We start from the raw sequence: 23,426 nt of genomic DNA, 5'->3' as shown, positions 1-23,426 counted from the left end.
CCTCTTAGTTGGCATTTTCAGAGGCTGCAGCCTTTGCAGTAGATCCAATCAGTTCAAGGAAAATATCTTCAAGCGACTGGCCATTTTTTCCGTGCTGTTCTTTAAGCTCATTCATTGTTCCCTGGAAAATCAGTTTACCCTGCTTGATGATTCCAATACGGTCACAAAGCTTTTCTGCAACTTCCATAACGTGTGTAGAAAAGAAAACTGTTTTACCGGCATTGGCACGCTCGCGCATAATTTCCTTTACGATAAATGCAGCTTCAGGGTCAAGACCAACCATAGGCTCATCAAGAATCCAGTTCTGTGGATCTGTAATAAGACTGGCAATCAAAAAGAGCTTCTGCTTCATTCCATGGCTGAAAGAAGAGATTTTATTATTCAGAACTTCCTTGAGTCCAAATTTTGTACAATATGATTCAATGCGTTCCTTACGAACCTCGAGCGGAACCTTGTAAACATCACCAATAAAATTAAGATATTCAATAGCCTTAAGGCGAGAAACTGTTTCCGGATTATCTGGTACAAAGGCAAACTGTCTTTTTGCAGCTACAGGACGTTCCAGAATAGAAATTCCATCCAGCTCAAGGCTTCCTTCATCTGGCTGAAGAATACCCGTCAGCATTCTGATTGAAGTAGTTTTTCCCGCACCATTTGGTCCAAGAAAACCAAAAATCTCACCATTATTCACAGTAAGCGAAAGCGCATCAACCGCCTTCACCCCACCCTTGTTGTAAGACTTTGAAACATTGTTAATCTCAAACATTTTTTAATCCTCCGTCCCTTAAACTATAAATTATTCCCCCCGAATGTTCAATTCAAATATTCTCACGTCACCAAGAACGAATCGTTCCATTTAATGTGCATAGCTTTTGCAAAATAACAAAATATTTAAAACTTTTTTTTCAAAACATTTCCTTTTTTCCTCAAGTTAGGACCATATTATCTATAGAGGTTTTAAAGAAAACATAACCTCGAGGAGAAAATATGCAAACTAAGCAGACATTAAGACCAACGCCGACGGCACTATTGAATCCTCGGCTGGATCCAAATTTCAAGGCAATCTTTACACAGGAAACAAAAGGGTCATATATCGCTTTACAGTCTTTTCTTTCGAGTGTGCTTGGCAGAAAAATTAAAAACGTAAGTCTTACAGCAAATGAACCACCTGTTGACATGGATACTTTGATGCAGATGTCATTTGATGTTAGTGTTGTATTCAGCAACGGAGAAAAAGCGTCAATCGAAATGCAGGGGAGAAATCAGAATTATAAATATGAAGCACGTAGTGAAATACAGATTGCTCGGCTCCTAAATAATAATGCAAAGCAAGGTGATGCATGGAAGTCTGAAAAAGTGTATCAGATATCGGTTTTGAATTTTCATTTACCGAAACATGACAAAAGAGAAATGACATGGTACAATATGCGTGATGAAAAAGGTCATATGCTTTCCGGACATATGAATGTCATCTATATCGATTTACTAGTAATCAAAAAACTGATTGGAAAACCTGTTGAAGAATTATCAGCCTTGCAAAAATGGGGATTATATCTTTCTTATGCAGATGATGAAAGATATGCTGACTATATAAAGCAGATTACCAGTAGTGAAGAGGGAATTATGGAAGCAGATTTAATCATAGGAAAAATGAGCGAAGACGATACCAACTGGTTTCTCCAAAATTCTTACGACACTGCTCGCCGCGACTATAATGATGGTCTTCAAAATGCAGAACAAAAAGGAATTGAAAAAGGCGTTATACAGGGGGAGCAGAAAAAAGCTATTGAAGATGCAAAAAAACTCCTTGCAGACAGAAAATACACTGCAGAAGAAATCTCCAGCTTGCTCGGGATTCCTGTAGAATCGTTTACATCCACAGTAGCCGTCTAAAAATCTAAACATTCACTGGGACGGTTTTCTTTTGTAATATAATAAAAAACTGCTAGAAGGCTTTTTCAAAATTCATAGAGCGGAGGTAATCGGTATGTGTTTAGAAGAAATTAGCGAAGAAGAACAAAGAAGAATCTGGCACAGAGACGGATTTACCGAAGGTGAACAAAAAGGCCGACAAGAACAAGCCGTTGAAGCTGCAAAGACTATGCTATCTGATCACCTGTCTCCAGAAAAGGTTGCTCTTTATTCCGGACTTCCACTCGAGCAAGTCCTGGAACTTCAGAAAAAATTCACTGTTGAAGTTTAGTCTGAGCCCCAAGGATCTATTACAGGATCTGGATAATGTTGGACATTTTCTTCTGAGGTTCCATAGTAACCACTATTACCAGTAATATAAATATTATTCGCTTTTTCTGTTAATGAAGTATCAGAAGTATTTCCACTAACAGTTCCTCCAGATTTAATCAAGGTTGCTGCATAATCACCGCCAACAGTAATACCACCTGCATGATTTTCTTGATTATTGCTATTATTTCTTATAATTCCACCAGACATATTAAAGGTTCCTGTCCAAACTAAGACAGCTCCTCTAGGGCCATTATTTTCAATAACTCCACCTGTCATTTCAAAGCCAGGATTAGTTCCACTTTGAACATAAACAACACCATTTGATCCTAAACAATTAAAGCCACTAATAGAGCCCCCCTGCATTTTCACAGTTCCATAACATGTAATAGCATGTGCCCAAATTGAGCTATCTCCTGGAGTAATCTTTACATTATCTTCAATTATTAGTGTGCCTCCACTCGAAACTTCTATAAAACAACCACATAATACAGATGGAGAAATCTCTGTTAGAGATGTAGCAGTAAGTTTAAGAGTCTTACCAGATGGAACAATTAAACATTGATCTCGGTTTGCGCCATGACCTCCATATGAAGTATAGCTGTCATCGCCAGTTGGTGGTTCAAGCTTATAATCCTTTCCAGTTATATCTAAAACAACTTCATCTTGACTTTTCAATAATTCATCTACAAATGTCGTTTTATATAAACTACCATCTGCTGCTGCTGCATTGCCTGTAGTAGATAATATTTTAAATCTTTTTGGTCCTGCCCTAAATTCAGTATCTGAAGCGTTATCTGTTTTATCAAAAGCTTTTGTAATGTTATTAGCGATTGATAATGTTGCTACTTTATCTGTTCCCGAAAGTGAACCGTTTATATGAACATAATTATTGTAACCACTTCCTCCACTTTGATAACGATCCAAATAAATATCATTATTTTTCGCAGCTCCATTAGGAATGGTAGCACCGCCTTTTATTTTAAATTCACCCCCTGAAGCCGGAATATAAATTGCTCCACCAACACAATCCGCAGCAGTGCCTCTTACACTGTTAGAAGACAAAGTTCCACTCTGCATATCAAATGTGCCATAACCAGCATAAACTGCGCCACCCTTTTTATATGCTTTATTATTGGTCATTTCTCCACCTAACATTTCAAAAGTAGATTTGTAATTGCCTCCATAACCAGCTAAACAAATTCCACCCCCACAAGCAGTATCATTTGATGTTCCACAACCATTATACGAAATAGAACCTTTCAACATAACAACTTTTCCAGCAGATGCTGAAGATTTATAAATGTAAATACCACCACCATTGTTGTGAGCATAATTGTATTTTATACTACCAGAGAAATCATTATCTGGGGTATTAACAGCGGTATAACCAATATATGCTTCACCTTCAACATAAAGCCCACCACCTTTATCTGCTTCGTTATATCGATTACCGTAAGTTGCTGTATCACTTGGATTATTCAGTCCAATTTTTGCAGAGCCGGACATAAAGATTTTGCTTCCTGCTCCTACATATACGCCTCCACCTTTTCCCTTGGCAACACCACCATTACCAATGTATCCACCAGACATATTAAAGACTGCATTTGCACCAGTAAGGTATACACCGGCACCGTCTCCAACTGTATCTGTTGTTTCTGGTCCAGCTTTACAATATCTTATATCTCCTCCAGTCATGTTTAGAGTTTTTTCATTATAAATTCCACCACCCATTGCAGTTCCATTATAAACAAGGGCATAGCCATATTGTATAGAAGCATTAAAAGTCAGTGTTCCTAAATTATAAATTGCTCCGCCTTTATTAGCATTACAATTCTTTATAGTTGTATTTGTTGATATTGTAACATCAGCATTGGCATTAGAAATACAAATACCTCCACCATTTCCCTGTGCCTGGTATCCATTTTGAATCGTTAAATTTGTGATTGTAATAGGAACAGCTGTATTTATAGTAAGTGTTGTTCCATTTCCAGCAGTGGCACTAAAACCACCATCTAAAGTTCCAGAATTTGTTCCTGTCAGTGACAATTTTATTATGTTGCTGCCTTTAGTAAGTGTAATAGGATTATCTTCATCATTATTATTTGCAATTGTATTTGCACCACTAATTGTTCCACTAACTGTAATAATATACTCCTGTTTACTATCCTGCCAGGTAATAAACTGTAAAGCTTTCTCAATTGTTGTAAACGGATGTCTTTGTGAATAATTGTATGAAACATTAGAATTAAAATGTTTCCATGTCGAATCGTCTTTTGTATTTCCAGATGGATTTGCTGCAGTATAATTAGTTGGACCAACTGTAGTATTACCAACATAAATAGTTGTAAGTATCTTTGCAAGAACGAGTTTTCCTTCATTATTAATGGCAAATGAATCAGCGTCATATGAAGTTTGAAATTTACTATATAGATTTGAAATATTTGTTCCAGAAAGAACTGCCAGATTTCTTTTTGCGTTTTCTGGAGTTATTGTTGCAACCGGGCTTTCTGCATTTGCACTTAAGCCAGTTACATCTATTGTTGCTATATAGTTACCATTTTGTGCAAGAAACACATCATTAGAAACCTTAGCTGTATCGCTGATTGTAAAAGACGCCGTTGTCGAATTCGAAGCAGCAACATAAACACCAGATCCAGTTCCACCTGTCGAGACAGAATTGGAACTCATAACAGATGTACCTTTCATTGTAAAAGATGCACCTGCAGCTATATAAACGCCGCCTCCGCTTGCTGTTGCTTCATTAAAATTTATTCTAACATTATCAGCACTAACTGTACCTTTAGTTATATTTATACCACCGCCATTTTCTGCTTTTCCGTTTGTAATAATCAAATCTTTTAATTCTACTTCAACGGATGTTCCAACCGTAAGCGATGATCCAGTTTGCAAGCCTTTTAAATTAAATTTCGGATATCCATTCGATTGAACCTCATTACCAGAAATAATTATCTTCTGTGCTTTTCCATCAAGAGCATCAGTTAAACTTTGAGGTCCTTCGATATCTGTACTTATGTAAATAGTATATGTTCTATTTGAAATATTTTGATTAGCAATAATTGAAGCAACTCTATTCAAGGAAAGAACCGGATCAGCTGGAGAGCCATTATTTAAATCACTTGCCGTAGTACAAAATGCGGTAGAACCTATATAAAAAGTTGTACGCTTAAAAGTATCCAGGTGAGATGCAGTTACTTCGTATACACCATTTTTAACAACATCGGTTCCGCCATTGCTAATCCAGGTTTTAGTTTCGCAACCTTTTAAAACATTAATAACTTGAGTGTCGCTATATAAACGAAGTTTTTTATTTTCATCTTGTGCACCTGCGGCTTTATCCCAGAATTCGAAGTTTACTGTATAACAGCCTGTATTAACTGAAGCACCACTAACAATAACTTTTCCATTTGTATCAGGAGCTGAACAATTGAATTTAGAATTGTTAGATGTAACCTGTTTTACAGTTGATGGAACTTTCATTTCAAGAGATACAGTTCCTGTTCCTCCAGTTTCTGGCTTAAGCAAAAAGTCGTGTACGTAAACTGGAACTTCTTCTGTCAGTTTAAATGGATTACTGTCCGACATTATCACAGTATCACCCTTCTTTATTCCAAACTCTACCGTCCAAATTATTCCTATTTTTGATGAAGCAAGATTTTTTAATAAATATGTATTTCCATTAATTGTAAAATCTCCATTTTGATTTGATTGACCTACTGTAACTTCATATCTTTTTGTTATCTGGCCAGATGCAGTTGCAATTACATAATATTTACAACCATCTGGAAGAGAAGGCATAGCTGTTCGAGTAGCATCACTCTGGAAGTTATTATTCTGTTTTAAATTCTGAATTTCTGATGGAATAGCACCTTCAATAATAAAAGAGCCCTGAATTGAAACATATTTTACGGGTTCGTCAGTTGTACCTATTCCAGTCTTGTCCTGGGTAATATTGTTTTCAGAATCTGGAGACTGAATATTATTTGCGCAGGAAACGAATAATAATGATGCTGCGAGTATAATCAAAAATTTATTTTTCAAAATAAAACCTCCATTCCTTTTTCAACTAATTACAAGTAATTTGAAAGTTTGCACCATACTGAATACCCAGATATGTAGCTGTGATTGTTAAGGTATAATTATCTTTATAAGGCAGAGCTGGAATTGATACTTTTATCTTATTATCACCTGCTCCAGCAGAAATTGTTGGTTGATAAGCTGATGGAATTGTATTACCCTCAAGTGTTAGTTCTGCCGTCCAGACAACTTTATTATAGTCTGGAGTTTCTTCAATATCTTCTAATACAGAATTAGAATAGATTGCATCAGACTCTTCTGTAGCCTCTATATAAGTAAGATAAAGTTTCTCATCGTTTGGATTATAATGAAGCTCTGATGTAACATTTTCTGATTCTTTTCTTTTTGCAGCTACTGTTATTGTCACATCTTTTGCAATATCGCGTGTAACAACTGTTGTATCACTAGCAAATGAGAATGAATAATCTGTTGAAGTATAAATAACGCCTCCGCCAAGGCCAAATGCAGCTTCACCAAAAGTCGCACCATCAGTAGATTTCATAAATACATAAGGGGAAGATTTATCCTGCTTGAAAATAATAGAAGGAGCGATAGAATCCATATAATTCTTTGTAATTGCAACAGGCTTTTGGCCTGTCGGTTCAAGTTGACCCGATTCGGTTCCAACAGGTGCGCTGATTCCTATCTGACTGTTTGAAGATATTGAACCTAGAACCTGAAGTTTGTTTATAACTTCTTTTCCCTCTTCAGTAATTTTTGGGAGATATAAATTATGACTTTCTGGAACCTGTGTCTCTCCGCTACCGGGGATGAAAACCTGTTCGTTACCATCATATCTATTATTACCACTTATATTGATTTGCCCTTTTATAGACATTTCACCATTATTAACTACTGCATAGCTGTTTTCTGACTGAGCCCTATTTCCACTGATTACTCCACCTTCCATCTGGAAAATTGTATCTTTTCCAACATAAACACCACAGGCTTTAGTTCCTTTAGAGTTTTTGATGGTTCCTTTAAGCATAATGAATTGTCGTTCTACGCTCTGACCACTTTGAACATCTGGAAGTACAATTCCACCATACTCTGTCTCTGCTTCACCAGTCTCATTAATTACACCACCGTTCATTACGAATATGCCGTTTTCAATATAGACTCCACAGCGATTAAGGCCGTTTCCATTTATTTCAAGTCCAGAAGTATTATCGTCTGCTACAGATTGCAGATAGAAGTTTACGGGTTTATCGTCGGTAGTAGGTCCAACAAGAACACATTTTGTTCCTCCCCGCACGACTATTTTCGCACTACCAAGTCTGTCATTTGGAGCATTTTTCCAGCATTCAAGTGTGATATTTTTTTTGATTTCGAGAGTATGATTATCCAGTTCATATGAACCATCTTTTACATGAATTGTAAACGTATACGTTTCTGCCCTGGCATTAATTGTATCTATTGCATGTTTTACAGTTTTAAATGGAGAATTGCTTGAAGTTCCTGTATTGTTAGTGTCATCTCCACTGCCACCAGTTGTTCCATCAACAAAGTACTGACGTGGCTTAAAATCATCTGTCATTGACTTTGTAATTTCAAAGGTTTCTTTTGTAGTTCCATCAATTATCCATTGATTAGTTTCAATGTTATCATAAATATTAATAATCTGAATTGTTGAAAAAATAAGCTGCGGAGTTGAAGAACCATCATAAGCATTTATGTCAATTCTTTGTTCACCGCTTGGAATATCAGAAGCCTCAAAGAAGGAATCATTATTTGAATCTTCTACAACTCTTCCATCTTCAAGAATAACTTTTATTGAACTGACTCCCGAACCACTGCCAGCAGTAATCTTTAATTTCATACTGCCTGTGCCAGTCTGGCCCATTTTCAAAAAGAAAACCTGATTTGTCATTAATGGATTTTCTGGTGTGAGCGTTACGGTCTTGGTGTCCTTAAGTATTGTTGTACCATTATCGATAACTCCAACTTCTATAACCCATTTACCAACAGAAAGCGGAAGATAGAAACCACTTACACGTCCTCCACTTGTTGTAAACACACCTGTATCATTACTTGTTTTGACAAAATGTTCTGAAGCTGAATCTAGTTTATAGTCAACATAATAAACTGCTGAAGAAGGAAGTGTTGGCATTGCAGTTCTTGAACTATTAGAAGAATCTGAATAGATATTTGTATCTAACTGTAAAATACCAGAAAAACCGTATGTTATTTCTTTTTCTTCATTTGCAGGAGCTGAAACATCTACACTATTCGCACAGGAAGCAAACAGAATTGCAAAAGAGAAAACATAGATTGTTTTTAATAATTTTTTAATGCTCATTCTGTTTCCTCCTTATTCTATTGCTTGAGAACTTCTATAAGTTGTTCCATTAAGTATTATATTCCAGCTGCCTCTATAAATATAAACTCTATTGGCTACCTTATTCGAACCAGACTTACAACCTATCATTATTTCCCGCATGTTTGCATCATCACTTCCAATAGTAGAATCACGGTGATTGTTTGCTGCTGTAAGATAAAAACCTCCACCATTTGAATATGCATAACAGTTTTCTACGCGGCATGAAGAATCCAAATGCATATTAGACTGGAAGTAACCAGCACCTCCATTATTTGCCCAGCAATTTATAAATTGACAATTATGCAATGATGTATAGGTTCCGGATCCACCTTTAACAGCACCTCCATTTCCGTTTTTATAATTCGTATTCTGGAAGACAACATTCCAAATATTTCCACTACCACAGTTATCCTGCATAAGAGGAGCCGTTGCAATAATTCCAGTTTCTGAAGCAGCATCCCAGCCACCATCAAGTACAAGGGTTCCACTTTCTGACCGCTCTGTATTAATACGCAGCTCTTTTGGATAAGTTCCAGCTGATACCAATGAACCAGTATATCCGTCAGAACGTTTAAGAGTTACTGTTACACCTTTCTTAACATTAATTGTTGTTCCACTTCTATCTGTAACTGTAACACCATTAGACATTGCAATAACAGTATCGCTTTCCAAACTTTCTACAAGAGTCTTAAGATCAGCAATAGAATATGACTCAAATTTAATTTCTGCAGGCTCACTTGCAAGACGTATAGACTGGTCAAATACCCTGTTCATATAAGTAAGATTAATATGAACATAGTAAACATCATCCATCAAAATGTTTTTACTTATTCTAATTGAATTTGTATTAGATGTGACAACAACATCTTGATGACAGGTAACAAAGATATTCCAGGTTAAGTCGCCTGCTGGGATAGTACTTGTTATATCAACACCATTACGTTTAATAACCGGGGTAACCGAAATAACCTTATCATGCTTTGTATCAATTATTGTATCAAAGTTAGCAGCTCCATCTGCTGGCTTAAATTCAACCGTATAATCAAACTGAGTAAATATAGAACCCTGGCTCTGAGAAATATTAACTTCATCACCTTCAAGGATGATTCCGTAGCCAATATCTGAGAAGAAGTTGTAGGCTGGAGCACGAGAATTGTGGGCACCGTATCCGGAAGTAATTGCAGTTTTGTTATTACCGGTTGGTGCAGTTGCTGTTGTTACCCAAATCTTTGAAGTTGAGGCAAGAGGGCCGGTAACATTAATTACTTTGCCAGAACCATTGCCAGAACCAAGTTTTACGTTGCAGCTTTCTGCTGGAGTACCTGTTGTATTATTCTGAACAATAATATTTCCACTTATATTGAGAGTTCCTCTAACTTCAATACCGGAATCTTTGTTTCCAGAAATAGTACCGCCAGAAAGACTACAAGTTTTACCTGCCTTAATATAGATTCCTGCTCCATCATTATCAGTAATACTACAGGTTGTAATATCTGCAGATGCGTTACCATCATCAAGGTAGATTCCAGCACCCTCATTTTTAGTAATGGTTCCGCTTATAAAGTTCAGAACACCATCACTAACCTTAATTCCATTTGAAGCATTTTCACTAATAGTACCACCTTCGAAATTACAGGTTGCACCGTTATCAATAAAAATTCCGTTACTAGAATTACCTGAGACAGTAACATTCTTCATTGTTACAGGAACAGTATTGTGAATAGCAATTCCCATATCACTACAACCCGTTACTGTTGTGCCGTCTAATGTAACTTTAATGTCTTCAAGAATATTAATTCCAACATCAGAGTTATTTGTAACTGTAACATCGCCAATAGTTAATTCAAAGTCAGAAGGTATTGGGTTAGAAGAATCTGTTGATTCAATATGAACAAGTTTAATTACTCCAGAATCAGCCCGCTTGCGTTTTGCAATTATGAGCTTGTCGGTATTTATTGGGGAATTGATATTAACTTCTTCATTAAGATTTCCATCTATATAAATAGTAAACTTCTTTTCTTTTTGTTCGCGCAGGTTGATATCTTCAATAGCCTCTGCAATTGTTGCATATGGGGCTGTTTCTGAACCGTCTCCGTTTCCAGGAGCTGTTGTACTTACAAAGAGCACGTTGTTCATAAAGCGGAACTTCACCGAAGTAGTCGCAGAATTTTCGTAACTAACCAGTTCGGCGTAGGCTTCTACACGGTAGGTATTTAATGGAAGCTCAATTGTTTTTTCACTAGTTGTAGTACCGCTGGTATAAATGCGGCCGCTGCCTGTAGCTTCGTAAACCTTGTAATAAACAGTAGCACCACTTACAGAATGGCCAAGATGGTCGCGTGTAGGAGGTACAATTGTAATTTTTCCTTTTTCTGTATCTTCATTAAATGGAACGCTGGTAAGGCCGTCTTCTGCAACCTGACCACCGTGCATATCTAAGATAACAGGCTTTTCCAGTTTAGAAATACTTGTAGACGCAGTTACTGTGCTGGTAAGGCCGGCGCTGTCTTTAAGAGTGATTGTATATTGCTTGTCGCCGGCAAAGAATGCATCGCCAGTTTCGTAATAAACCGAAATATAAGAGCCTGCAGAATTTCTTTTTGGATTAAAAGTTTTTCCGCTGATAGATTTGTAATTTGTGCTGTCCCAGGTGCGGGAAAAATGCGAATCTGAAAAAGTAAATTGAGCAAGCTTAATGATTCCGGTGTCCGGGTCGTTAATTGAATCCGGATCATCAATTGTGCTTACAGAAATCGGATAGCTCTTTCCATTAATTTCAATTTCGCTGATATCTTTGTGGCGCACGGCACACTCTTCGTCGTTCGGCATATCAAAAGCAACAACGAAGGTTTTGTTATTATTATTGATGATTGTTGGGTTCTGAATAAGCGGAGGCTTTGTATTACACTTCAAAGGCAGAGTGTATCTGTCAAAGTCGCGTCCACTCATTGGTTCATATAATCTGATTTCTGCGGTGATGTCCTGCCCTTCATCAACCGGAACCAGAAAATCCTGAGGAAGAGAAAGAAGCATTGTATTTGAATCTATCTGATTTATATCTACAGAACTTGTGCTGAACTGGCTTCCAAGATTATTAAAAACTACAGATGGAATAAGCTCGTACTTTTTAGGATTTCGCATATAAAAAGAAATTTCTGTATCTTTTTCTGAAGAAATACACAAATTACCTTTTACATCATTAAAAGTTTCTACGCTAAATTCATGGGTTTCAATGGCTGCGGTTTCAGTATATTTTTCCATGAAGTCAGCGACATCATGTTCGAATAATTCGCAGGAGAGGAAAATAAAACTGATAAACACCAAAAATGGATAAAACTTTCTCTTAATAAACATCTCACCTAATTATACTTATTATACTATAAATTATGTAACAATAAGTATAATATTTTATTAAATTTGGGCAAGTATGTAAACAAGTGCAGAGTTCCAGTAAATTGCTACTTCGTTTGTACTGTAGCTTGGTTCTGCATCAGCATAGCATTTGAGGGCAGGTAGGCCTGCAAGGTGTTCTTTTGCGTATGCATCAAAAAGACCACCGCATGGACCGCCGGCAAGCATTCCTGGGTAAACTTTTCCACTGGCACCACTTGGTCTGTGATGTGGTTTTACAGGGCTCTTTGTTCCAGCTCCCGTAACATAACAATAGTTTAAAGGATTAGCACCAAGAATAAAATCTATCTGAGCTTTTGCTACCATGTAGAAATCTTCACGGCCGGTAAGTTCGTAAGCAATCAGCAGTGTGTGGGCAAGGTCACAGATTGCACCGTTACTTCCCCAGAAAACAAACTTTGAACAGTATTTAAAAGCTGATTCATTGCTTGTTTCAATATATTTTTCTGCCTGAGAAATTATACAAGTGTGGATTTCTGCAAGAAGCTCCTGTGGAAGCTCCTCTGATTTTTCCAGAAGAATTTCTGTACCATAACCAGAAACAAACGGCCAGCCAAAACCTTCCTGCCAGCCACAGTTCCATGGATGCTTTGGATCAGGATTGTCCTTTTTTTTGTCTTCTCGAAGTTTTAAAGCCTGAGTAAGATAATTTTCTTCACCAGTTACAGCAAACAAAGAACAAAGGGCAAAATATCGTTCATCGCGAACATCTCGGTCACCATAACCGCCGGTAGTAATTTCTGGAGGATTAATATAAAACTCATCATCATGTGAAAAAAGATAATTCTGAGCTTTGATTGCAGCATTAACAAGAGTGTCTGCAAAAGAAGGGTCTGTGTCCTTATAAAATCCGCTTGCGTAGGCAAGGCATCCTGCAAAGTCTGCAGTTGCAGCAGTTGAAACCGGAGCAAGTACAAGCTTATCTTTTTCTTCCTGAGGCATTATGAATGGGCAGAAATGGTAGCAGGAAATTTTATGATAAACCGCGCCATCATCTCTTTGCATCTGAAGCAGCCATTCAAGCTCAAAACGAACTTCACCCAAAAGGTCAAAATTCTTAAAGCTTTCCGGAGCCTTTTTATAAGCAAGCAAAAGATCCATTACGGTTTTTGTACCGGCTACAACATAACGTCCATAGTCTCCGGCATCGTGCCAGCCACCTTGTACGTTTTTAGTTTCACCAGTTTCGCTGCCATAAACTTCGGCAACACCAGTATGGCAGATTCCCTGACCACAACGAGACTCTGTAAAATATTTCAGGGTAGAAAGTGTAAGTTCATCGTAAACGTTATCTGCAAGCTTAAAAGCAAAGCTTTCTTTGTCACCAACCTTTACAAAATATTCGCCGGCTGCAGTTACGCTTGAAAAATCTCCTGTAAAATATCCACCGCCAGATTCTGCATCATCTGGAGCAGCAACAAGAGCACCTGTATAAACAGATTTTCCCGAAGCTTTTTCGATAACGGAAAATTCCTGCGATTCGCCTTTTGTGGCTTTGCTCACGAAAACGTTTTTGTTGTCTAAAAGGCGGTAACCCACCTGGTTAATAAAAATTTCTGCCTCTGCCATAACGTAATGTTATACAGATTTTTTGAAAAAATAATTGAATAAATGTCTATTCTAGTAGTTGAAATTTCCACACAAAAGCTGAGTTAGGGGAATGTTCTGAGTCTCTTTTGTGCCGTCTTTTGATATCAGATTGATTTTTACGAAGCTTTCGCTAACCTCTTTAGCAGCTCCTTCCCCGTAAAATGCACCAACCATTTCTATATACTCTTCTTCGCTCATCTCTTCGTTATTAAAAACCGGAGCAAGAAACAGATCTAAAATCATGCGGGTCTGTTCATCAGAAGAATTATAAAAATCTTCCAGGCTTTTACGAGTAATTGCAGAAATAAGCTTTCCCTTTTCTGCCTTTACAATTTTTGAGCTGAAAAGATATGAGTTTTGTTTTTTGTCATTCATGATGATTGATACAGCGCCGCCTTTTTTCTGACTAACCTTAACCTCAGAAAAACCAGCCTTTGCAAGCTCGTAAGAAACGGAACCTGTATCAATAAGAAGTTCTCCAGCCTCTCCATCTGAACCAGTACCGGAACCACCGAGTCCCGCTGCAGAACTAATCATCTTGGCAAAAGCCTGACCTGCCCCACCCTCAAACTGAATGGCAACAGAGTCATCCTGCTTAAGAGTAAGCGTTACCTCAGTAGTACATGAGGTGAAAAGAGAAATTAAAAGAATCAGTAAGCCCGTCATCCCGAACTTGTTTCGGCGATAGTTATTCCGTTTCATCACTTATTAAACAAGCTGCCTACGCCTAAGGTTACCCTTATTCCGGTAAATAATACAAGGCCCGCAGAAACAGAATTTGTGAACGAAAGTGCAGAATTATCCGGCTTATTGAAAACTGTATAGCTGATATCCTGAACCACCTGCCCCTTGGCCTTTCCAATTGTCAGTGCAGGAGTAGAAAGAGAAACTCCAATAATTCCAGGGAAAACAGAAGCCTTAACTTCTTCATCAGTTACCATCATTCTAGCGTTTCCAAAGGTAACAACCGGTCCAGCATAGAATCTGAAATAATCATTTACAGTTGCAGAGAACATAAGCGGCATCTGGAAAACACCCATTCCGTAATTCCATCTAAGACCAAGGCCAAAACCAGGCTCCAGAGCCCATTTTGTATAACGCACATTTGTATGTAAATCTATACCGCGCCACTGGAACATAAAAGAATTAGGAGAAATTAAAGACCAGTCGCAGAAAAGAGAAGCATCTGCGGCAAGAACATCAAGTCCTTCCCCTTCCGGATTATAAAAACTGCTGCCCTTAAAACTTACATTGCTGCCAGCGCTGCCCGAACCTGAACCAGAGCTCTCTTCATCATCAATAAAATCTTCTTCCTCAAAATCTGAATCATTAGAACGGCCTTTCTGTTTACCAGAAGGCAGGAACTGTCCGCAGGCAACATATTTTGGCTTCCAGTAATCCTGCTTAAGTGAAGAAATAATTACGCCGGTATTCGGGCCATCACTTATAGCAGAAATAAACTGATTATTTCCAATGTAGATTCCAACATGTGTGATTGGAGCTGTATTATTTGTCTTAAAGAAAAGAAGATCTCCAATTTCCTTGTCCTTATCCGGCACAATGCGGCAATAGTTATAAAGTGCTTTAGCAGTACGAGGCAGCTGTTTTTTCAAAGACTCGCGAGAACAGTGATAAACCAGTCCCGAGCAGTCAAACTTATCTGGACCAATGGCACCAAGCACATAAGGAGAGCCGACATATTTTTTAGACTCAGCCACAAATTTCTCGCGCATAACCTGAGCTTCTGCAGGCGAAGTATCTTCTGCGCAAAGGCGTACACAACACACGCAGAAAATCAGCAGCATAATTGAAAGAGTTCGTTTGGCAAGCCCACGGGCTCCTTTTTCAGTAAAAAACGCGAATTTATTCAAAATCATCATAATTATATTCTCGTATTTTATTGTAACAAACATAACTATAGAAATAAATCATTATTCCGATATTCTAATTATGAGTAAGAAAAGCAAGAAAAATAAGAAGATTTCTAAAGACTCAAAAGCAAAAGCCTTTCTTCTGAACAAAAAGACAATTACTTATGGACTAAGTTTTATTTGTACAATTCTCGTTATTACCGGAATCTGCATTGGCGTTCGTACTTACAAAAAACGGATTGCAGACCGCACTGTAAAAGTTGCTTTTTACGGTCTTGATGAAAATCTTACCGAACTGTTGAAGGCTCAGATTCCTCAGGAAGAAAATATTATTCTTCAGCTGGACACTCTTTCTGATAAAGATTTTGACCTTCAGATTGTAAAAGAAAAATATGACATGCTTTTTACCTGGCGGGGCGAAATTACCGATACACTCTCAAAATCTGCGGAAGATATTCCTGCAAAGATTCTCGAGCAAATTCCTAATTCCCTGCGTAATAAAAAATGCATTCCGATTATTCTGGACCACTGTGAATTTGCTTTCAGTACTGAAGTTCTAAACCGTCTTAATTCCGATACTCCGGAAAATTATGATGCCTTTATCAAATATCTTAACGAGTCAAAAAATTATGTATTCAGCCCATTCTTCTGTAATGGTGCCGACAATCGTATTTTGATTGATTTTCTTGGCGCACTGGTAATGTCAAAGGGCGGTCTTTCTGCCTACAATAAACTGATTGATGAACTCCGTACTGTTGAAATTTTGGATGAAGTTATTGATGTAAAGCTGGACGGCAAAGATCTTACCCTCCGCTCCCTTCTTGATATGCTCAAGCTCTGGCCAAAGGAGGGTCTTACTCACCCGGCCTGGTATAATGGACACGGAAATGATTTAGTTTACTTTGCAGAAGAAAAACAGATTTCCTGCTTCTTTACACTTCTGAGTTCCCACAGAAAAATTGCCTATAATATTATTAAGAATTATGAGTCGGCAAAGACTCCAATGTATAAATCTGGGGCAGATTATGGTTTAATTGCACCGGCTGTTTCCTGCATGCTGCTTTCAGATAATTCAAACTGTAAAAAATATCTTGCCGGCTTTTTTACAGAAGAGGCTCAGACATCATTATCTGATAAAACTGCCCTTGCTCCAACTCAATACCGTGCAGAATCTTACGACCGCCAGGCCGACGACGTTCGTTTCTGGGCTGCATCCTGCTCAGGCGGCGCCGTCCCAGACCTCTACCTCGCCGCCTACCAGCGCCGTAGCAAAGAATTAGAGAAACTATGTGGCGAAATACGTAATTACGCACGGTAGCAATTAATAAGTTTTCGGTATAAAGTTTCTCTTAACTTTCTGCGAAGTAGTCATCTCTAACGGCTCCTTCAACAAAGTAACCTTAGAAATCTGTGAGTAAGCCTGGAAGTTTTTATTCACCTTGCTCACAATCTTCTGAACCGCATCAAGAACCTCATCCTGAACAAACTCATTATTACGTTCAACACCAAGAGTTTTGTAAAGCTCATCGCTAGGGTAAATTAAAGCTTCAATTTCCTCAGATGTCTTTTCTTCATCAGAATAATAACCGCGAACAGTAATCTGCTGAATCTCATCATAAAGCTGGAATGCATCCTCAATCTCTTCAGGATAAACATTCTTACCACCGCTTGTAACAATCAGATTCTTTGCACGACCGCAAAGCTTAATATATCCTTCACTGTCTATACTTCCAAGGTCACCGGTCTTAAGGAAGCCGTCTTCTGTAAACATAGCCTTGGTTTCTTCAGGCATTTTGTAGTAGCCCTGCATAACCATTGGACCTTTTACAGCAATTTCACCAACTTCTTCTACACCTTTTTTAGTGATTACCTTTTCCGGATTCAAAATCTTCACTTCTTCATAAGGTGCAAAAGACATACCAACACTTTCGCTCTTAAAATGCTCAACAGGGTTCAGCGCAATAATAGGAGAAGTTTCTGTAAGTCCGTAGCCCTGAATAAAATCAATACCCATTGCGTTGTACTGGCGGCAAACACTAGGCGCAAGCGGACCACCACCAGAAATTGCAACACGGATTGTATAAATACTTGCCTGTTCAAGCACCGGCTTAAACAAACGTTTTCCCGCATTAATATGGAAAACCTTTTTAAGTGCATAAGAAAGCCAGCTTACAAAACCAAGCAGTCCTGCAACTACCGGGCCCTTAGACTTAATTCCTTTTCTGATTCCCGAAAGAAGCTTGTTATAAAGAAGAGGAACACCAAGCATAATGGTGATTTTTCCTTCCTTAAGCTCTCGCAGCAGTTTTGAAACCGCCATACTCTTTCCAAATACAATAGATGCACCGGTCTGCAGAGGGTTTATAAAGGCTGCCTGCATTGTATAGGCATGATGGATTGGAAGCAGAGCGTAGAAAACATCTGTGTTATAGTGATTAAAGTTTCTCTGAGCAATAAAACCATCAGACATAAGGTTTTTGTGAGAAAGCATTACACCCTTTGGCTTTCCGGTTGTTCCGGAAGTAAAGAGAATTGCACAGGTGTCGTATTCAGTAGCAGGTTCATTTGGCTTTACAGCAGCCTTAGCCTTAAGATTAAGGATAAAACGATCTCCCGCATCCTGATTCAAGGAATAGATTTTGAGTTTATCAAAATTATTTTTATACATGAAAGAACGGTCGTCGTCGCAGAAGATAAATGTTGGTTCTGCTGTTTTTACAATGTTCACAACTTCCGGTTCATGAAGTCCGTTATCAACAGGCACAACAATACCACTTGCAAAAAGAGTTGCCAGATATGCAGTTGCCCACTCCGGAGAGTTTTTTCCCATTACTGCAACACGGTCACCTTTTTTAAGTCCGTTCTCAGTAAGCCAGTCGGCAAGCGCAGTTACATTAGCAAGCACCTCGTTGTAGGTTAGAGTACGCTTAGAATCTCCCGGTCCGTCAAAAGCCGTAAAACACGGTCTTTCTCCGTTCCGTTTAGCCTGAATTCTCAGAAGCTCAGGGAATGTTGGCCATTCGCCTTTGAACTCTGTACCACGAAAATCATCAAGATATTTCCAAGGAATATTGTTTATTGTAGCCATGCCTTTATTTTAAGCCTGAAAACTGATTTTTGCAAAAATTTAATTTTGCTTGTATCTTAGTTCATTTCATTCTATAATATATGCGTGGCAAAACTTTTTGTTGTTGGAACACCAATAGGGAATCTTGGCGATATTACTTACAGAGCAATCGAAACACTTAAAAGTGCAGATTATATTGCTGCTGAAGATACCCGCCATACCTTGCAGCTTTTGAATCATTTTGAAATCAAAAAGCCGCTTATTTCCTGCAGGGCCCAAAACGAAAGATTTGCTGGGGAAAAGATAGTCAAACTGCTGGAAGAAGGACATGACGTTGCTTATGCAAGTGACGCAGGAACTCCGGGTATTTCTGATCCGGGTGCAGTTCTTGTTGATGTTGTTCGCCAGGCAGGTTTTGATGTGGTGCCGATTCCAGGCCCTGCTGCGTTTGCAACCCTTGTGAGCGTTGCGGGTACGGGCGGTAAAACACTTATTTTTGAGGGCTTTCTTTCACCTAAGCCAGGCCGACGACGCAGCCGCTTAAAAGAGCTGATGGATACCGGAAATGCGGTAGTTATTTACGAAAGTCCGTTCAGAATTACTAAACTTCTTGCGGACATTGCCGATATTGATAGTAACCGGCGCATCGTTGTTGGACGAGAATTGACAAAACTGCACGAGGAAATAACCAGTGGTACAGCCGTTGAGTTGTACGAGGATTATTCTTCGCGACAATCCGTTAAAGGGGAGTTTGCAGTTTTCATTTCTGGTGTAAAAAATATTAAGAATTCTGATGAATCTACCGATAATTAAAGGGTAGAGGGGTAGGACGTTATGATGATAAATGGTGTAAACAATGTTACTCAGGTAAACAATGTTCAGAATCTCCGCAAAACCGAAAGCTCTGCAAAGGTAGACCGCGATTACGATTCTATCAGCGTTTCTGCAGAAGCCAAAGAAATGGCTGAAGCTTACTACCTGGAAAAAGTTGCTAACGAGACTCCTGATGTAAGAGCAGATCGCGTTGCAGCCGTTAAAGAAAAGCTTAAGGATCCAAACTACTTAAATGATGCCGTAATTAAGTCGGCAGCAGACAAGTTCTTGTCTGCAATTGGACTCTAATAGCGGTCTTTAATTGACTCTCAAAAGACGGAACGCGTTTCCGTCTTTTTTTGTTTATAAAAGTAGGAGAAGAGGAAAAAACATGGCAGATTTAGCATTTCGTATCAATCCAAACATTATTTTAGGACCTTACACCATCAGCCGTCTTGGTGCTCAGGTACATGAATGGGGTTCACGTTATATGGTTATTATGGACCCTATGCTAAACGAAGCTCAGCTTGCAGGCCAGATTATGCAGTCTTTGATTGACCGCAAAATTGAAAGCTTTGTATTTGCAGAACTTGCAGAAGGCCCTACAACTCAGGTAATTTCACGTGCGCTTGGTCTTGCAAAAGAAGGTCACGTTCACGGTATTATTGCAATTGGTGGAGAAAAAGCCATTCAGGTTGGCCGCGCCGTTGCAGCATACTATAACGAAGTTCATGATTTTTATAACTTTGTAGATGGAGCTCTTCCTACAGCAAATGCAATTCCATGTATCTGTATTCCTACAACCTACAGAAGCCCATTTATGTTTACACAGGATATTCCGGTTGTAGACTCACGCAGCCATCAGCTTAAGTTCCTGCGCGTACAGGGTGGAGTTTGTAAACTTGTTCTTATAGACCCTAACCTTATGCTCACTCTTACAGACAATCAGAAATCTACACTTTCTATTGATTTGATTTCCATTGCAATTGAAGCATACCTTTCTCAGAAGGCAAACTTCTTTAGCGATATGTTTATAGAAAAAGGTCTTGAGATTCTTTCTTACGGACTCGACGGCTCACCTACTCTCGACATCACAACACCTGCAGAAGTTCTTATGGCTCAGGCAGGCTGTCTGATTTCACTTGGTGCCGCCGCTTCTTCTGTTGGAATTGGAACTCTACTTTCTTTAAGTATTTATTCCCGCTATCACAAGAGTAAGTCTCTCATCTCTTCTATTTTGCTTCCTTTCCAGCTGGAAGATGTTGCAAAGTTTAAGCTCGCAAAGCTTGAGACACTTTCTCACCTTATCCGCGCCTGCCCTGAAGAAACTAAAGGCGAAGATGCCGCAAAGCAGCTTACTGAATATGTTCGTCAGAAGATTGCTAAATCTGCTCTGCCAACCCGTCTTAAGGATTTAAATCTTACAATTGAACAGCTTTCGCTGCCGGTTGAAGATATTAAGGCCGTAAACCTGATTAACAACCTGCCACGTAGTATGACTACGGATGATTTGTTTGATTTTGTAAAACTAGCATATTAGGAATAATGGATTGCTTCGTCGCTACGCTCCTCGCAATGACGGTATATAGTGTCATTGCGAGCGTAGCGAAGCAATCCATATTATTTTAACACATGATAGAACCAGGAAAATTATTTCAATTGGAAGGCGGACAGAAGCGCCGCAAATTAGCACTTACATTCGGTGCACTCGAACGCGATATTCTCGGAATTGCAGAAAAGGGAACTGAATATTCCTTTACAAGTCTGCCGCGCGCAGAATACATTAAGCAGGTTACTGCAGTTCTTTTACGCGACCCAAAACTTTCTGAAGAAGCAGCCACAACACTGAAAACACTGCTGGCGGCAGAACCTTTTGATGAACTTAGACTCTGTAACTTTGCCCGCAACACTTTGCTGGAACTGCTCGGAACGTTTCCTGCGGAGTGGGACCTCGTAATCGCGCCGCACGCCGCCCCGGAAAATGAAGACGGCACCGTCCGCGCCCGCGACTTTTTTCCCGGAGTTGCTGTTTACGCAGAAGACATCCGTTCGCCATTCAATATAGGTTCAATTTTCCGTACCGCCGAGGCAATGGGAGCCGAAAAGGTTTTAATTTCACCACACTGCATTGACCCTACTCAGCCACGCGCAATCCGCTCCGGCATGGGCTGCATAGAAACCATGGGCTGGGACCGCGTTCCCCTCGAAGAACTTCCCGAGGACATTCCCGTTTTCGCGCTGGAAACCGGCGGAACTCCAATCGAAGAGTTCAAGTTTCCTGAACGCGGCATCTGCATCATAGGCTCCGAGGAACTCGGCGTAAGCCCCGAAGCCCTCGCCCGCGCCACCTACGGCACAGTAACAATACCAATGAAAGGCCTTAAAGCTTCATTAAACGTTGGTGTGGCATTTGGAATTTTAATGCAGAAGTGGGTGGAACAATTAAAGTAGGAACGGTGGTTTCGATACACTTCGCTTCGCGAAGCACTCAACCACCATTATTCGCCGCAATCGGCCTTATATCCATCACTTAAATCTTTTACAAGTTTATTGAACTGGCGCTCGTCGATAATATTGAACATAGCGAGCGCTTTTTTATTTATCTGATAGAAATCAACCATACCGCGTGAATAGAACTCAACCATTTCCGCAATATGAAGAATGCCAATCTTGTTCTTTTCATCTTCCGGAACCAGTGCAAGACCATTCCAGCCAACAAGATTATAAGCAACTTTTGTATCAAATCCGTATCGTTTAGCAGCAACCATACTCAGATATGTAGCCGCATTTCTGTGCATAAACATATCAAGAATATTCTCTCCATAATCTGAGTACTGTTTACTCAATTCGGTAATGTAATCAATCTGATTTTTACTAGCCCCAGCAAGAAGCATTGCGCCAAGGCTGTTAAACAGGCCAAGAAGATACATATAGTTTTCATCTTCAGGGAAGGTATCCTTGAGCGGACAGTTCATATACAAGGTGTAAGTGTAATATGCAACTCGTCTTGAATGCTCTAAAATAGAGGCAAAATTACCCGGATTATCAAGAATTCTGTTTCGTGGATTGCTCTCATCATAAATAAACTTCAAATCATAATCAGAAAGCATTGCAATTGCCTTTTGAAGATTAAAGCATTTTTTGTCTTTCTCAAGAACATACTTAAAAGGCAGAAGGGCAAGAGAAATATCTTTTCGAACTACTTCATAAAGAGCCTTGCGGTCTATTACTTCGCCTGCATTTACAATCTTATTTGCCTCATTAAAATGCTCCCTTAAAATAGGAGTAGAATCTTCAAGATTTACAAACTCATACGAAAGCATTTCTACGCCAGAGAATACTGTTGAATTACAAGGCATGATGATTCGGGTAACGGTTTCATTTTCTTCATCATCAGAATAAACTTGAAAGCAGTCTTTAGAAAGTCCAACCTTCTGCAGCATGAGAATTATAATCATAATACCAAGTCCGGCACCTTCTGACTGGTCCAAAACCTTTGTAAACACATCGTTCATCTCATGATACTGCTGAACGCTGTTCAACTTTTGGTGGATTCGTTCTTCCTCAAAAACTGTAAGCTTGGAATTATTTCTGATTTCAATATAGATTTTGTCTGCAAGAATTCTAAGGGAAAGCTTTATATAAAGGCCGGCTTTTTTCTGAAGCTCAAGATAATGATCGATATTGGTAAGGGTATCCATCTTAAAGTTCTCCATACCCTTTTTGTAATCATCAGGATCATTAATATCCAGGCCTTTTTCTATAAAGTAAACACGCTTTGTATTGGCTTTTTTTGCATTGGTCAGGAGTTCGCTCAAACAGAAGTTCAGATATTCCTTAAGGTGATCCTGATGGCATTCTTCAAGGAACATCTCCATTACGGTGCGAATATAAACTTCTGTATTTCTTGGAAGAGTATAGGAAGTCATCTCTATTGGTAACTGTAAGCCAACTGAGACTCTGATTTTTTCCTTATCTAATTCAAGATGTTCGTCTAACTCACTCATTCTACTTT

General features: G+C 39.0%; 16 protein-coding genes. 7 read left to right on the top strand and 9 right to left on the bottom strand.

Translation table 11 applies throughout. The features are described 5' to 3' along the window. Positions 1–4: 4 nt before the first annotated feature. The gene (locus BM161_RS01770; protein ID WP_074929939.1) at positions 5–766 is read right to left on the bottom strand and encodes an ABC transporter ATP-binding protein; all 762 of its coding nucleotides are present in this window, start codon (positions 764–766) and stop codon (positions 5–7) included. Positions 767–987: 221 nt separating this feature from the next. Here BM161_RS01770 and BM161_RS01765 point away from each other — a divergent pair, with 221 nt between their 5' ends. Both BM161_RS01765 and BM161_RS01760 read left to right on the top strand, forming a co-directional pair. Next, positions 988–1,893: an Rpn family recombination-promoting nuclease/putative transposase gene (locus tag BM161_RS01765; RefSeq protein WP_074929938.1), complete on the top strand. Its 906-nt coding sequence runs from the start codon at positions 988–990 to the stop codon at positions 1,891–1,893. Between the two features lie 94 nt (positions 1,894–1,987). After that, complete coding sequence (locus BM161_RS01760) at positions 1,988–2,203, top strand: hypothetical protein (RefSeq protein ID WP_074929937.1); 216 nt, start codon at positions 1,988–1,990, stop codon at positions 2,201–2,203. On the opposite strand, the gene BM161_RS01755 is transcribed toward BM161_RS01760, so the two are convergent. The 6 genes from BM161_RS01755 to BM161_RS01730 form a co-directional block, all read right to left on the bottom strand. Further along, a complete protein-coding gene (locus BM161_RS01755; RefSeq protein ID WP_074929936.1) occupies positions 2,200–6,303 on the bottom strand; it encodes a hypothetical protein in 4,104 nt (1,367 codons plus the stop codon). The two genes, BM161_RS01760 and BM161_RS01755, sit on opposite strands and share 4 nt — an antisense overlap. A 25-nt stretch (positions 6,304–6,328) precedes the next feature. Continuing rightward, on the bottom strand, positions 6,329–8,638 hold the full coding sequence (locus tag BM161_RS01750) for a hypothetical protein (protein ID WP_074929935.1): 2,310 nt from the start codon (positions 8,636–8,638) through the stop codon (positions 6,329–6,331). Between the two features lie 12 nt (positions 8,639–8,650). Beyond that, on the bottom strand, positions 8,651–11,920 hold the full coding sequence (locus BM161_RS01745; RefSeq protein ID WP_074929934.1) for a right-handed parallel beta-helix repeat-containing protein: 3,270 nt from the start codon (positions 11,918–11,920) through the stop codon (positions 8,651–8,653). 150 nt (positions 11,921–12,070) lie between these two features. Further along, positions 12,071–13,639, bottom strand: a complete 1,569-nt coding sequence (locus BM161_RS01740; RefSeq protein ID WP_074929933.1) for a glycoside hydrolase family 9 protein — start codon at positions 13,637–13,639, stop codon at positions 12,071–12,073. A 51-nt stretch (positions 13,640–13,690) separates the two neighbouring features. Next, complete coding sequence (locus tag BM161_RS01735; RefSeq protein ID WP_143090476.1) at positions 13,691–14,326, bottom strand: hypothetical protein; 636 nt, start codon at positions 14,324–14,326, stop codon at positions 13,691–13,693. Positions 14,327–14,361: 35 nt separating this feature from the next. Continuing rightward, positions 14,362–15,531, bottom strand: coding sequence for a C40 family peptidase (locus BM161_RS01730; protein WP_177206189.1), 1,170 nt, complete (start codon positions 15,529–15,531; stop codon positions 14,362–14,364). A 79-nt stretch (positions 15,532–15,610) separates the two neighbouring features. On the opposite strand from BM161_RS01730, the gene BM161_RS01725 reads away from it, so the two are divergent. Then, complete coding sequence (locus tag BM161_RS01725) at positions 15,611–16,849, top strand: hypothetical protein (protein ID WP_074929930.1); 1,239 nt, start codon at positions 15,611–15,613, stop codon at positions 16,847–16,849. 3 nt (positions 16,850–16,852) lie between these two features. Here BM161_RS01725 and BM161_RS01720 read toward each other — a convergent pair whose 3' ends face one another. Then, complete coding sequence (locus BM161_RS01720; RefSeq protein WP_074929929.1) at positions 16,853–18,619, bottom strand: AMP-dependent synthetase/ligase; 1,767 nt, start codon at positions 18,617–18,619, stop codon at positions 16,853–16,855. Between the two features lie 84 nt (positions 18,620–18,703). On the opposite strand from BM161_RS01720, the gene rsmI reads away from it, so the two are divergent. The 4 genes from rsmI (at position 18,704) to BM161_RS01700 (ending at position 21,862) form a co-directional block, all read left to right on the top strand. After that, positions 18,704–19,411, top strand: coding sequence for a 16S rRNA (cytidine(1402)-2'-O)-methyltransferase (gene rsmI / locus BM161_RS01715; RefSeq protein WP_074929928.1), 708 nt, complete (start codon positions 18,704–18,706; stop codon positions 19,409–19,411). Positions 19,412–19,432: 21 nt separating this feature from the next. Continuing rightward, positions 19,433–19,720: a flagellar biosynthesis anti-sigma factor FlgM gene (locus BM161_RS01710; RefSeq protein ID WP_074929927.1), complete on the top strand. Its 288-nt coding sequence runs from the start codon at positions 19,433–19,435 to the stop codon at positions 19,718–19,720. Positions 19,721–19,802: 82 nt separating this feature from the next. After that, positions 19,803–20,951, top strand: coding sequence for an iron-containing alcohol dehydrogenase (locus tag BM161_RS01705; protein ID WP_074929926.1), 1,149 nt, complete (start codon positions 19,803–19,805; stop codon positions 20,949–20,951). Positions 20,952–21,043: 92 nt separating this feature from the next. Next, positions 21,044–21,862 carry a TrmH family RNA methyltransferase gene (locus BM161_RS01700; protein ID WP_074929925.1) on the top strand — a complete coding sequence of 273 codons (819 nt, stop codon included), beginning with the start codon at positions 21,044–21,046 and terminating at the stop codon, positions 21,860–21,862. Positions 21,863–21,909: 47 nt separating this feature from the next. On the opposite strand, the gene BM161_RS01695 is transcribed toward BM161_RS01700, so the two are convergent. After that, on the bottom strand, positions 21,910–23,418 hold the full coding sequence (locus tag BM161_RS01695) for a hypothetical protein (RefSeq protein WP_143090475.1): 1,509 nt from the start codon (positions 23,416–23,418) through the stop codon (positions 21,910–21,912). Positions 23,419–23,426: the final 8 nt, after the last annotated feature.

Origin of the sequence: Treponema bryantii (assembly GCF_900113965.1) — a bacterium.
Lineage (GTDB): Bacteria > Spirochaetota > Spirochaetia > Treponematales > Treponemataceae > Treponema_D > Treponema_D bryantii_A.
Note: the sequence above shows the minus strand (reverse complement) of the source record. Positions and strands in the feature narration are given on the sequence as shown.